Below are 13,202 nucleotides of genomic sequence, written 5' to 3' on the forward strand. Positions count from 1 at the left end.
ACCCGATCAAAGGCTGATCGAATCCTGGCCGAATCTTGAGCCGGCTCCGCGCATCCGCGCAGAGGGTCAGTTGTCGAAGGTCTCCGGGCGCAGCGGGTTGTGCGCGGAGCCGATGACATGCACGCGCATGTCATTGGTGGTGCCGGCGACGCCGGGAGGGGAACCGGAGATCACGATGACCTTGTCGCCGAGCTGAGCGCGGCCGAGGCCGAGCAGCACGTCGTCGACCTGCACCATCAGCTCGTCGGTGTGGGTCACGCGGGGCACGAGGTAGGACTGCACGCCCCAGCTCAGCGCCATGCGGTTGCGGATGCCCGGTAGCGGCGTGAATCCGAGGATCGGGATGGTGGAACGCAGCCGGGTCATGCGGCGCACGGAGTCGCCCGACTCGGTGAACACGCAGAGGAACTTCGCACCGACGAAGTCGCCGACCTCGGCGGCGGCGAGCGTGACCGCGCCGCCCTGGGTGCGCGGCTTCGTGCCGAGCGCGGGGATGCGCTCCAGCCCGTGCTCCTCGGTCGACTCGATGATGCGGGCCATCGTCTGCACCGTGATCACCGGGAACTCACCCACGCTGGTCTCGCCGGAGAGCATGACCGCGTCGGCGCCGTCGAGCACCGCGTTGGCGCAGTCGGACGCCTCGGCGCGGGTGGGGCGGGGCGAGGAGATCATCGACTCGAGCACCTGGGTGGCGACGATGACCGGCTTCGCCATGCGCCGCGAGAGCTCGATGGCGTGCTTCTGCACGATCGGGACGGCTTCGAGCGGCAGCTCCACGCCGAGGTCGCCGCGGGCGACCATGATGCCGTCGAAGGCGTCGATGATCTCCTCGAGGTTGTCGACCGCCTGGGGCTTCTCGATCTTCGCGATGACGGGGACCTTGCGCCCCTCCTCGGCCATGATCTCGTGCACGAGCTCGACGTCGGCGGCGTTCCGGACGAAGGAGAGCGCGATCAGGTCGGCGCCGAGCTTGAGACCCCAGCGGAGATCGGCGATGTCCTTCTCCGACATCGCCGGCACGTTCACGGCGACGCCGGGCAGGTTGATGCCCTTGTTGTTCGACACGGCACCCGGCACCTCGACCTTGGTGGTCACCACGGTGCCGTCGGTCTCGAGCACGCGCAGCGTGACCTTGCCGTCGTCGATGAGCAGGGGGTCGCCGGGCTTCACGTCCTGGGGCAGACCCTTGAACGTGGTGGAGGAGATCTCCTTGTTGCCGATGATGTCCTCGACGGTGATCTTGAAGATGTCGCCCTCGGCGAGGTCGTAGGGCCCGTTCTCGAACTTGCCGAGCCGGATCTTCGGCCCCTGCAGGTCGACCAGAACGGCCACGGCCCGGCCGGAGTCGTCTGCCGCCTGCCGCACGTTGCGGTAGACCTCCTCGTGCACGTCGTAGCTGCCGTGGCTGAGGTTCATCCGGGCGACGTCGACGCCCGCATCGATGATCGCTCGGATGGTCTCATAGGTCGACGTCGCCGGCCCGAGGGTGGCGACGATTTTCGCGCGTCTCATCAGTGTGTACTACTCCGAGTTCTGCGCCGGAGCGCATGGTGGTGGTGGTGGAGGTGATCGTCGGTGGAGTTGTCGGGGAGGCTATCAGATCGAGATGGCGCGGTCGGTGGGCTTCACCGGGAACGGCAGCTCCGTCTCGCCCTCGAGGTAACGGTCGACGGCGGATGCCGCGGCGCGCCCCTCGGCGATCGCCCACACGATCAGCGACTGGCCGCGGCCCGCGTCGCCGGCGACGAAGACGCCGGGGGCGGTGCTCTGGTAGTCGCCGTCGCGCTCGATGTTGCCCCGCTGGTCGAAGCGGGTGCCGAGCTGGCCCGTGATGTCGTCGGCCTCGGCACCGGTGAAGCCGAGCGCGAGCAGCACCAGGTCGGCCGGGATCTCACGCTCGGTGCCGGCCTTCGGCACCCGCCGGCCGTCGAGGAACTCGGTCTCGGCCACGCGGATGGCCCGCACCTCGCCCGACTCGTTCGAGAGGAACTCGACGGTCGAGGCCAGGAAGGTGCGCTCGCCGCCCTCCTCGTGGGCGCTGGACACCTCGAACAGCGTCGGGAACATCGGCCAGGGCTGGTTCTCGGGGCGCTCGACCGGCGGCTGCTTGCCGATGGCGAGGTTCGTGACCGAGAGAGCACCCTGCCGGTGGGCCGTGCCGATGCAGTCGGCACCGGTGTCGCCGCCGCCGAGCACCACGACGTGCTTGCCCTCGGCGGTGATCTGGCCGAGGATGTCGTCGCCCGCGCCCACCTTGTTCTGCTGCACGAGGTACTCCATGGCGAAGTGCACGCCGTCGAGGTCGCGGCCCGGGATGGGCAGGTCACGCGGCACCGTGGCGCCGGTGCAGACGATCACGGCGTCGTAGCGCGCGCGCAGGTCGTCCCACGAGATGTCGACGCCGATCTCGATGCCGGCGCGGAAGCGGGTGCCCTCCGCCATCATCTGGGTGAGCCGGCCCTCGAGGTGCCGCTTCTCCATCTTGAAGTCGGGGATGCCGTAGCGCAGCAGTCCGCCGATGCGGTCGTCGCGCTCGTAGACCGCGACCGTGTGCCCGGCCCGGGTGAGCTGCTGGGCGGCTGCGAGACCGGCGGGGCCCGAGCCGACCACGGCGACCGTCTTGCCGGTGAGGCGCTCGGGCGGGTGCGGGGTGACCCATCCGTTCGCGAACGCCTGGTCGATGATGGAGACCTCGACCTGCTTGATGGTGACCGGCGGCTGGTTGATGCCCAGCACGCAGGATGCCTCGCACGGCGCCGGGCACAGCCGCCCGGTGAACTCGGGGAAGTTGTTGGTGGCGTGCAACCGCTCGATCGCCTGGCGACCCTCGTCGCGCCGGGTGAAGTCGTTCCACTCCGGGATCAGGTTGCCGAGCGGGCAGCCGTGGTGACAGAACGGGATGCCGCAGTCCATGCAGCGCCCGGCCTGTCGCCGGACGGTGGCCATGTCGCCCTGCTCGTAGACCTCTTTCCAGTCCATGAGCCGCACCGACACCGGCCGGCGGGCGGGGAGCTCGCGCTCCTGCGTCTTCAGGAAGCCCTTCGGATCAGCCACCCGTCACCTCCAAAATGCGCCCCCAGACGACGTCGCCGTCGGGGTCGAGTCCTTCTTCGACCGCTTCCTGCCGTGTGGCGAGCACCGCGGCGTAGTCGCGCGGCAGCACCTTCACGAAGGAGGCGATCGTCTGGTCGAAATCGGCGAGCATCCGTGCCGCCAGCGGCGATCCGGTCTCGGCCTCGTGGCGCTCGAGCAGGTCGCGCACGATCTCCACGTCGGCGCCGCCGAGCGGCAGCAGCTGCAGCTCGCCGGAGGCGAGGGAGTCCGAGTTCACCCGCTCCTCGTGCAGGTCGTACACGTAGGCGGTGCCGCCCGACATGCCGGCGCCGAGGTTGCGCCCGGTGGAGCCCAGGATGAGGGCGAGCCCGCCGGTCATGTACTCCAGCGCGTGATCGCCCACGCCCTCGACGACCGCGGTCGCCCCGGAGTTGCGCACCAGGAAGCGCTCCCCCACGATGCCGCGCAGGAACATGCTGCCCCGGGTGGCACCGTAGCCGATGACGTTGCCGGCGATGACGTTGCGCTCGGCCGGGAAGACCGAGTGGCGGTCGGGGCGCAGGATGATCTGACCACCCGAGAGGCCCTTGCCGACGTAGTCGTTCGAGTCGCCCTCGAGCCGGAGCGTGATGCCCGACGGCAGGAACGCGCCGAGCGACTGCCCGGCCGAGCCGAGCAGCGTCACCTGGATGGTGCCGTCGGGCAGCCCCTGCTCGCCGTGACGCTTGGTGACCTCGTGGCCGAGCATGGTGCCGACCGCGCGCTCGGTGTTGCGGATCGGCAGCGTGATCGCCACCGGCTCGCCGTGATCGAGCGCCGCGACCGCCTCGTGGATGAGGCGCTGGTCGAAGTGCTTCTCGAGCTCGTGCTCCTGCTTGCGGTGGTTCGAGCGCGGCTCGTCGGGCTCGAAGTGCGGGCCGACCAGCACCGGGGCGAGGTCGAGACCGTCGGCCTTCCAGTGGTCGATCGCCGCGTTCATGTCGAGCAGCTCGTTGTGGCCGATGGCCTCCTCGAGGCTGCGGAACCCGAGCTCGGCGAGGTACTCCCGCACCTCCTGGGCGAGGAACTCGAAGAAGTTCACCACGAACTCCGGCTTGCCGCTGAAGCGCGCCCGCAGCTCGGGGTTCTGCGTCGCGACGCCCACCGGGCAGGTGTCGAGATGGCAGACGCGCATCAGGATGCAGCCTTCCACCACGAGCGGCGCCGTCGCGAAGCCGTACTCCTCGGCACCGAGCAGCGCACCGATCACGACGTCGCGCCCTGTCTTCATCTGGCCGTCGACCTGCACCACGACGCGGTCGCGCATCCCGTTCAGCATGAGGGTCTGCTGGGTCTCGGCCAGGCCGATCTCCCAGGGCGTGCCCGCGTGCTTGAGCGAGTTGAGCGGGCTCGCGCCCGTGCCGCCGTCGTGACCCGACACCAGCACCACGTCGGCCAGCGCCTTCGTGACACCGGCGGCAACCGCCCCGATGCCGTTCTGCGACACGAGCTTGACGTGCACCCGGGCATCCGGATTGGCGCGCTTGAGGTCGAAGATGAGCTGCTTGAGGTCTTCGATCGAGTAGATGTCGTGGTGCGGCGGGGGCGAGATGAGCCCGACGCCGGCGGTCGCGTGCCGGGTGCGCGCCACCCACGGGTAGACCTTCGTGGGCGGCAGCTGACCGCCCTCGCCGGGCTTGGCGCCCTGCGCCATCTTGATCTGGATGTCGGTGGCGTGCGTGAGGTACATGCTCGTCACCCCGAACCGCCCGGATGCGACCTGCTTGATCGCCGAACGCCGCTCCGGGTCGAGCAGCCGGTCGACGTCTTCGCCGCCCTCACCGGTGTTCGACTTCGCGCCGAGCCGGTTCATGGCGATCGCGAGCGTCTCGTGCGCCTCCTTCGAGATGGAGCCGTAGCTCATCGCACCCGTGGAGAACCGCTTCACGATCGACTCCACCGGCTCGACCTCGTCGATCGGCACGGCGGGGCGGATGCCCGTGCGCAGCTTGAACAGACCGCGCATCGTCATGAGGTTCTCGGCCTGGTCGTCGACGAGCTTCGTGTACTCGCGGAAGATGTCGTACCGCCTGGCCCGGGTGGCGTGCTGCAGCCGGAACACGGTGTCGGGGTTGAACAGGTGCGGCGGGCCCTCGCGCCGCCACTGGTACTCGCCGCCGACCGCGAGCGGCTCGTGCACCGTGATGGCGCCGTCCTCCGGGTAGGCGGCCGCGTGCCGCGCCGCGCTCTCCGCGGCGATCACATCGATGCCGACGCCGCCGAGCTTCGACGAGGTACCGGTGAAGTACTCCGCCACGAACTCCGGCGAAAGGCCAACGGCCTCGAAGGTCTGCGCCCCCGCGTAGGAGGAGACCGTGGAGATGCCCATCTTCGACATGATCTTGAGCACGCCCTTGCCGAGCGCCTTGATCAGGTTCTTGACGGCCTTCTCGGGCGTGACGCCGGAGATCTCGCCCGAGCGGACGAGGTTCTCGCAGGTCTCCATCGCCAGGTACGGGTTGACCGCCGACGCGCCGTAGCCGATGAGCAGCGCCACGTGATGCACCTCGCGCACGTCACCCGCCTCGACGATCAGGCCCACCTTCATGCGGGTCTGCTGGCGGATGAGGTGGTGGTGCACACCGGCGAGCATGAGCAGCGAGGGCACCGGGGCCAGGTCTTTGTTGGAGTCGCGGTCCGAGAGCACGATGAACTGCGCCCCGCGCTCGATCGCCTCGTCGGCCTCGGCGCACATCGCCGCGATGCGGTTCTGCATCGCCTTCGGCCCCTCGTCGACCCGGTACAGACCCTTGATGGTCGTGGTGAGCCGGCTGCCGGACGACGGGTCGATGTGCTGGATCTTCGCCAGCTCGTCGTTGTCGATCACCGGGAAGTCGAGGATGACCTGGCGGGTGTGCTCGGGTGTGGCGTCGAGCAGGTTGCGCTCCGGGCCGAGCCCGAGTCGCAGGCTCGTCACGACCTCCTCGCGGATGGAGTCGAGCGGCGGGTTCGTCACCTGCGCGAACTGCTGGGTGAAGTAGTCGAACAAGAGCCGCGGCCGGTCCGAGAGCACGGCGATGGGGGTGTCCGAACCCATGGCGCCGAGCGGCTCCGCACCGTTCTTCGCCATCGGGGTGAGCAGGATGCGCACCTCCTCCTCGGTGTAGCCGAAGGTGCGCTGACGCCGGGTGACGGATGCGGGCGTGTGCACGATGTGCTCGCGCTCCGGGAGGTCGCGGAGGTTGATGCGCCCCTCGTCGAGCCACTCCCCGTAGGGTTCTGCCGCGGCGAGTTCCGCCTTGATCTCGTCGTCTTCGATCAGCCGGCCGGCCGCCGTGTCGACGAGGAACATCTTGCCCGGGCGCAGCCGCCCCTTCCGCACCACGCGCGACGGCTCGATGTCGGGGCTCACGCCGATCTCGCTGGCGAGGATGACCAGGCCGTCGTCGGTGATCAGGTACCGCCCAGGGCGGAGGCCGTTGCGGTCGAGCGTCGCGCCGGCGAGCGTGCCGTCGGTGAAGATGAGTGCGGCCGGGCCGTCCCACGGCTCCATCAGCATGGAGTGGTACTCGTAGAACGCGCGCCGGGCGTCTTCGAAGTCGGACTGGTTCTCCCACGCCTCGGGCACCATCATCATGATGGCGTGCGGCAGCGACCGGCCGGCGAGGGTCAGCAGCTCGACGACCTCGTCGAAGGAGCCGGAGTCGCTGAGGCCGGGGGTGACGATCGGGTACAGCGGCGAGAGGTCGCCGAGCAGCTCCGATTCGAGCTGGGACTGCCGGGCGCGCATCCAGTTGCGGTTGCCCTGCACCGTGTTGATCTCGCCGTTGTGCGCCATCATGCGCAGCGGCTGCGCCAGCGGCCACGACGGGAAGGTGTTGGTGGAGTAGCGCGAGTGCACCAAGGCGAGCTTCGACGCGAACCGCTCGTCGGAGAGGTCGGGGTAGAACGGCTCGAGCTGGAGCGTGGTCACCATTCCCTTGTAGGTGATGGTGCGGCACGACAGCGACATGAAGTACACCTGGTGCTCGAGCTCGGCGCGCTTGCGCAGTCGGAACGCCTGCCGGTCGAGCGGCAGGTCGGAGAGCGTCGCACCCGACTCGGTGGTGCGCACCGACTGCACGAACAGCTGCCAGATGGCGGGCATGGCGTCGCGGGCCAGCCGGCCGAGCTCGTCCGGGCGCACGGGCACCTCACGCCAGCCGAGGATGCGCAGGTCTTCCTGCTCGGCGAGATCGGCGATGTGGTCCATCACCTGCTGCCGCTCCCCCGCGTCCAGCGGCAGGAAGGCGTTGCCCACCGCGTACCGGCCGACCGGCGGCAACTCGACGGGCGCGACGGCGCGCAGGAACGCATCCGGAATCTGGGTCAGGATGCCCGCGCCGTCGCCGGTGCCCGCATCCGAGCCGATGGCGCCGCGGTGTTCGAGGTTGCGGAGGGCACCGAGCGCGGTGTCGATGATGTCGTGGCCCGCGGTGCCGCGCAGCGTCGCCACCATGGCCAGGCCGCAGGCGTCCTTCTCGGCCGCCGGGTCGTACAGGCCCTGGGCAGGCGGGAGTGCGCTGAAGCTGAAACTGTGACTCGGCTGACTGGCCATAGAGAACCGTCCTCTACGTGGAACTTAGGGAACTGGGACGACGATGGCCCATGAATTTCAAGGATTTCCGCGGCAGATCTTCGCGGATTGTGGAATTGGCTCCGACTTCACTTGTGGCGCTCGGGTCGATCGATCCTACCGCAGCGGCGACCGCAGACGATCCAGAGCCCCCGCAGCCTCGCCGCGCCGCCCCGCCCCGCGCCGCGTTCAGCGTCCGGTGCCGGTGGCCAGCTCCGCGGCGAGCCGGCCCACGGCGGCCACACCGCCGTCGGCCAGGGCCTTGACGAGGGCCGAACCCACGATGGCGCCGTCGGCGTAGCCCAGGATCTCGGCGATCTGCTCGGCCGTCGACACGCCGATGCCGACTGCCAGGCTGTCGGCGCCCTGCTCGCGCAGGCGGGCGACGAGCGTGCGGGCGGCCGCGTCGAGGTCGGCACGAGCGCCCGTGATGCCCATGGTCGAGACGGTGTAGACGAAGCCGCGGCTGTTCTCCACCGCCAGGCGCAGCCGGGCGTCGGTGGAGGTGGGCGCGGCCAGGAACACGCGGTCGAGGCCCGTGCGGTCGCTCGCGGCCAGCCAGTCGGCGCCGGAGTCGACCGTGAGGTCGGGCGTGATGAGCCCGGCCCCACCGGCTGCGGCGAGGTCGTCGGCGAAGCGGTCGACGCCGTACTGGAGTACCGGGTTCCAGTACGTCATGAGGAGCACCGGGGCGTCGACGCGGGCACGGATGCGCTCGACCGCTGTGAACGCGTCGGTCAACCGGAACCCGGCCTGGAGCGAGGCAAGCGTGGCGGCCTGGATCACCGGGCCGTCCATCACCGGGTCGGAGTAGGGCAGACCGAGTTCGAGCACGTCGACGCCGTTCTCGACCAGGGCGACCGCGGCGTCGACACTCGCGTCGAGTGACGGGAAGCCGACCGGCAGGTAGCCCACCAGTGCACCGGCCCGCTCGGCGTTGGCGGCGGCGATGGTGCTCGCGACCGGCGACTCGTGGATGATCTGGCTCATACCTTGGCGTTCCCCTGCTCGTCGAGCACGTCGAAGTAGCGGCCCGCGGTCTCGACGTCTTTGTCGCCGCGACCGGAGAGCGACACCAGAATGGTGGCATCGGGCCCCAGCTCGCGGCCGAGTTCGAGGGTGCCGGCCAGCGCGTGCGCGGACTCGATCGCCGGGATGATGCCCTCGGTGCTGCAGAGCAGCCGGAAGGCCTGCATCGCGGCGGCGTCGGTGATCGGCCGGTAATTCGCCCGGCCGATGGAGGCGAGCCAGGCGTGCTCCGGGCCGACGCCCGGGTAGTCGAGCCCGGCGGAGATGGAGTGCGAGTCGAGGGTCTGCCCGTCGGCATCCTGCAGCATGATGCTGCGCGAGCCGTGCAAGACGCCCGGGCGGCCCTTCGTGATGGTGGCCGCGTGCTTCTCGGTGTCGGCGCCGAGCCCGGCGGCCTCGTAGCCGTAGAGGCCGACGGAGGTGTCGTCGAGGAAGGCGTGGAAGATGCCGATCGCGTTCGAACCTCCGCCGACGCACGCGGTGACCGCGTCCGGCAGCGCTCCGGTGAGCTCGAGCACCTGCTGGCGCGCCTCTTCGCCGATGACTTTCACGAAGTCGCGCACCATCACCGGGAACGGGTGCGGGCCGGCGACCGTGCCGAGGAGGTAGTGGGTGTTCTCGACGTTCGCGACCCAGTCGCGGAAGGCCTCGTTCAGGGCGTCCTTGAGCGTCCGGGTGCCGCTCTTCACCGGGATGACCTCGGCGCCGAGCAGGCGCATCCTGGCCACGTTGAGGGCCTGGCGCTCGGTGTCGACCTCGCCCATGTAGACGACGCACTCCATGCCGAACAGTGCCGCCGCGGTGGCCGTCGCCACGCCGTGCTGGCCGGCGCCGGTCTCGGCGATGAGGCGCGTCTTGCCGATGCGCCGCGCGATGAGAGCCTGCCCCAGAACGTTGTTGATCTTGTGCGACCCGGTGTGGTTGAGGTCTTCGCGCTTCAGGATGACGCGAGCACCGCCGGCGTGCCGGCCGAAGCGCGGCACCTCGGTGAGGATCGACGGACGGCCCGTGTAGGTGCGGCCGAGCGCGGCCAGTTCCTCGTGGAACGCGGGATCGAGCTTGGCCAGCTGGTAGGCCTCGTCGAGTTCGTCGAGCGCGGCGATGAGCGACTCGGGCATGAACCGGCCACCGAATTCGCCGAAGAACGGCCCGGCTTCGGCACGGAGCGAGTGGGAGACGTCGGTCATACGGCGAGGAACTCCTTCAGTGTCGCCTCGGGGTCGTTCCCCGTGACGAGGGCTTCGCCGACCAGCACCACGTCGGCACCGGCCGACCGGTAGTGGGCGACGTCGGCGGCGGTGGAGACGGCCGACTCGGCCACCTTCACGGTGCCCGCCGGGATGCGGTCGGCCAGCCGGCCGAACAGGTCGATGTCGAGCTCGAAAGTGCTGAGGTTGCGGGCGTTCACGCCCACGAGCCGGGCACCCAGGTCGACGGCACGCGAGACCTCGGCCTCGTCGTGGGTCTCGACCAGCGGCGTCATACCCAGCGACGTGACGAACTCGTGCAGTCGGACGAGGGTCGGCTGGTCGAGTGCGGCCACGATGAGCAGCACCAGATCGGCGCCGGCGGCTCGGGCCTCCAGCACCTGGTACTCGGTGGCGATGAAGTCCTTACGGAGCACCGGGATGTCGACCGCGGCGCGCACGGCGACGAGGTCGTCGAGCGAGCCTTTGAACCGCCGCTGCTCGGTGAGCACGCTGATCGCCCCGGCGCCTCCGGCGGCATACCGTGCGGCGAGGTCGGCTGGATCGGCGATCGTCGCCAGCGCGCCGCGCGAGGGGCTGGCACGCTTCACCTCGGCGATGATCTTCACGTTCTCGGCGGGCGCGAGGAACGACAGGGCGTCGAGCGCGGGCGGCGCCGCAGTCGCGGCGGCCTCCACCACCTCGAGGCTGCGTGTGTTCTGTCGCTCCGCCGCATCCTCGAGCGCTCCGGCTACGAGATCGGCGAGCACGGAGTCAGTGCTCCTTGTGCGCGACGCGCGATCCGTTGACGCCGTAGCCGGCTTTGGCGAGCACCCAGCCGAGGATGAAGCCCACGACCGCGAGGCCCGCGCCGCCCCAGACCAGCCACTGGATGTCGAGCACGAAGGCCACGGTGCCGATGGCGATGCCGAGGAGCGACACGATGACGGCCGTCCATGCGGCGGGAGAGTGGCCTTCGCCTAGTTCTTCAACGTCAGAGCTCATCGATCGCTTCCTGTCTCACAAGTGGTCGTACTCACCGAGTCTACCGGGCCGCGGCGGGCGGTTCGGGATTCAGCGGGTGGGGTCGGTGCCGTGGGTGAGGCTGTCCCAGTCGTCGACCGCCGCGTCGCGTGCCGCCGTCGCGGTCGGACTGCCGCCCGACCGCTCCTCCGGCGCCGTCTCGTCCTCGAAGAAGTCGGCCGGGTCGGCGCTGCGCCGGCCGTCCTCGGCCTCGAACGCCACCGCCTGGTACTTGCGGCCGGCGGCCGGCCAGCGACGCACGGTGACGATCACGAAGAGCCCGGCCACGATCATCAGGGCACCGAGACCCACGGTCACAGCCGCCCACGGCGTGGTGGTGCTCTCGGTCACGAGGTCGCGCACCGACTGGGTGCCGGCGACCCCGGTGCTGGTCGTGACCACCGCGGCACCCGCGGCGACCGGATCGGTGAGGGCGCCGATCGCGGAGGCGAGCACGCTCGCGCCGAGCAGCACCTCCAGGGCACCCAGCACGATGCGGATGATCGGCCCGGCGATCGCGAGCGCGCCGGCGAGGGCGATGCCCGCGAGGGCGAGGGCGGAGAGCGCCGGCGCGGCGACCGACCCCGGCACGTCGAGCGTGGCGGCGCTGGTCGACCCGCCCACGATCGTGAGCGACCCCCACGACTGCGACCAGGCGAGGAAGGTGAGTCCGCTCAGCACCAGGACGGCGAGGATCGCCAGCGTCTTGACACGGCGGCCGGGGCGCACCGGGGAGCCGGTGCGCGCATCCGCCGCGGTGCTGGTCATCAGCGCACTCTCGTCATCGCGTTCGCCACGGCGACGGCACGCAACGGGGCCGCCGCCTTGTTCTGCGACTCCTGGAACTCGCTCGCCGGGTCGGAGTCGGCGACGAGGCCGCCGCCCGCCTGCACGCGGGCGACGCTGTCGCGGATGGTCGCGGTGCGGATGGCGATGGCGAGGTCGGCGTCGCCGCCGAACCCGAAGTAGCCCACCACTCCCCCGTAGAGTCCGCGCTGGGCGGGTTCGAGGGCGTCGATGATCTCCAGCGCCCGTGGCTTCGGGGCGCCCGACAGGGTGCCGGCCGGGAAGGTGGCCCGGAAGACGTCGATCGCGTCGAAGCCGTCCCGGATCTGCCCCTCGACCGACGACACGATGTGCATGATATGGCTGAACCGCTCCACGCGCATGAACTCGGTGACCTCGACGGAGTTCGCCTCGCACACCTTCAGCAGGTCGTTGCGCGCGAGATCGACCAGCATCAGATGCTCGGCCTTCTCCTTCTGGTCGCCGAGCAGCTCGTGCTCGAGCTCGAGATCCTCCTGCGCTGTCGCCCCGCGAGGCTTCGACCCGGCGATCGGATGCGTGTGCGCGCGCCCGCGCTCCACCTTCACCAGGGCCTCGGGGCTCGACCCGACGATCTCGTAGGGCGTGCCGTCGGTGTCGACGAGGCTGAGCAGGTACATGTACGGACTCGGATTGAGCGTGCGCAGCACCCGGTAGACGTCGAGCGGATGCGCAGTGGTGTCGAGCTCGAACCGCTGCGAGATCACCACCTGGAAGATGTCGCCCTCGCGGATGTGCTCCTTGGCGACCTCGATCGCCCCGAGGAAGTCGTCGCGGTCGGTGCGGTGCCGCGGCTCGCCCGTGGCCGCGAAGTCGACGGTGGCGAGCCACGCCTCGGCCGGCTGGGCGAGCGCGTTCTGCAGCTCGTCGAGACGTGCCTGCGCGTTGCTCCACAGCTCGTCCGCCGGGGTGTCGTCGTCGGTGAGGACGTTCACGAGCAGCTGTATCGTGCCGTTGCTGTGGTCGACGACCACGATCTCGGAGACGAAGGAGAGACCCTGGCTCGGCATGCGGTAGTCGGCCGGCGGGCGGTTCGGCAGGCGCTCGATCTGCCGCACCGACTCCCAGCCGATGAAGCCGACGAGTCCCCCGGTGAGCGGAGGGTGCGAGTCGACCGCCGGGGTCTTCCAGAACTCGTAGAGCGCACTCAGCGCCTCGAGCGGGCCCTCGGGGAGGCCGGCCGGGAAGGCGCGCTGCTCATCGAGACCGAGCGGGAGCCAGACGGCCCGGTCGTCCTGCTCGGTGAGCAGCCCGAAGCTCGAGACGCCGATGAACGAGAACCGCGACCAGATGCCGCCCTGCTCCGCGGATTCGAGGAGGAAGGTGCCCGGGCGGCCGTCGGCGAGCTTGCGGTAGATGCCTACCGGGGTCTCGCCGTCGGCGAACAGCTCGCGGGTCACCGGGATGACCCGGTGGCTCGCGTGCAGCTGCCCGAACTCGGCACGCGTGGTCGAGTTCTGTGCGGTGGAAGTCATGGTCTCATGAGTATT

At 70.1% G+C, this 13,202-nt stretch carries 9 protein-coding genes; all 9 read right to left on the bottom strand.

The annotated features are described in order from the left end of the window. Positions 1-66: 66 nt before the first annotated feature. The 9 genes from pyk to AC3WLB_RS09015 all read right to left on the bottom strand — a co-directional run bounded on the left by pyk (position 67) and on the right by AC3WLB_RS09015 (position 13,187). Complete coding sequence (gene pyk / locus AC3WLB_RS08975) at positions 67-1,512, bottom strand: pyruvate kinase (RefSeq protein WP_022897639.1); 1,446 nt, start codon at positions 1,510-1,512, stop codon at positions 67-69. An 84-nt stretch (positions 1,513-1,596) separates the two neighbouring features. After that, positions 1,597-3,054, bottom strand: coding sequence for a glutamate synthase subunit beta (locus AC3WLB_RS08980; protein WP_492505223.1), 1,458 nt, complete (start codon positions 3,052-3,054; stop codon positions 1,597-1,599). Beyond that, positions 3,047-7,630: a glutamate synthase large subunit gene (gene gltB / locus AC3WLB_RS08985; RefSeq protein WP_492505225.1), complete on the bottom strand. Its 4,584-nt coding sequence runs from the start codon at positions 7,628-7,630 to the stop codon at positions 3,047-3,049. The genes AC3WLB_RS08980 and gltB overlap by 8 nt, the downstream gene beginning before the upstream one ends. Before the next feature lie 207 nt (positions 7,631-7,837). After that, positions 7,838-8,638, bottom strand: coding sequence for a tryptophan synthase subunit alpha (gene trpA / locus AC3WLB_RS08990; protein WP_022897636.1), 801 nt, complete (start codon positions 8,636-8,638; stop codon positions 7,838-7,840). Then, positions 8,635-9,864 (bottom strand): tryptophan synthase subunit beta, encoded by a 1,230-nt coding sequence (gene trpB, locus AC3WLB_RS08995; RefSeq protein WP_492505227.1) that lies wholly within the window; start codon positions 9,862-9,864, stop codon positions 8,635-8,637. The genes trpA and trpB overlap by 4 nt, the downstream gene beginning before the upstream one ends. Next, positions 9,861-10,634 carry an indole-3-glycerol phosphate synthase TrpC gene (trpC, locus tag AC3WLB_RS09000; protein ID WP_492505229.1) on the bottom strand — a complete coding sequence of 258 codons (774 nt, stop codon included), beginning with the start codon at positions 10,632-10,634 and terminating at the stop codon, positions 9,861-9,863. Before trpC ends, trpB begins: the two co-directional genes overlap by 4 nt. A gap of 4 nt (positions 10,635-10,638) precedes the next feature. Then, a complete protein-coding gene (locus tag AC3WLB_RS09005) occupies positions 10,639-10,869 on the bottom strand; it encodes an HGxxPAAW family protein (protein ID WP_022896531.1) in 231 nt (76 codons plus the stop codon). Positions 10,870-10,938: 69 nt separating this feature from the next. Then, complete coding sequence (locus tag AC3WLB_RS09010) at positions 10,939-11,655, bottom strand: Trp biosynthesis-associated membrane protein (RefSeq protein ID WP_492505232.1); 717 nt, start codon at positions 11,653-11,655, stop codon at positions 10,939-10,941. Beyond that, positions 11,655-13,187 (bottom strand): anthranilate synthase component I, encoded by a 1,533-nt coding sequence (locus AC3WLB_RS09015; protein WP_492505234.1) that lies wholly within the window; start codon positions 13,185-13,187, stop codon positions 11,655-11,657. Before AC3WLB_RS09015 ends, AC3WLB_RS09010 begins: the two co-directional genes overlap by 1 nt. Between the last annotated feature and the right edge of the window lie 15 nt (positions 13,188-13,202).

Source organism: Herbiconiux sp. FW305-C-125, assembly GCF_058783455.1.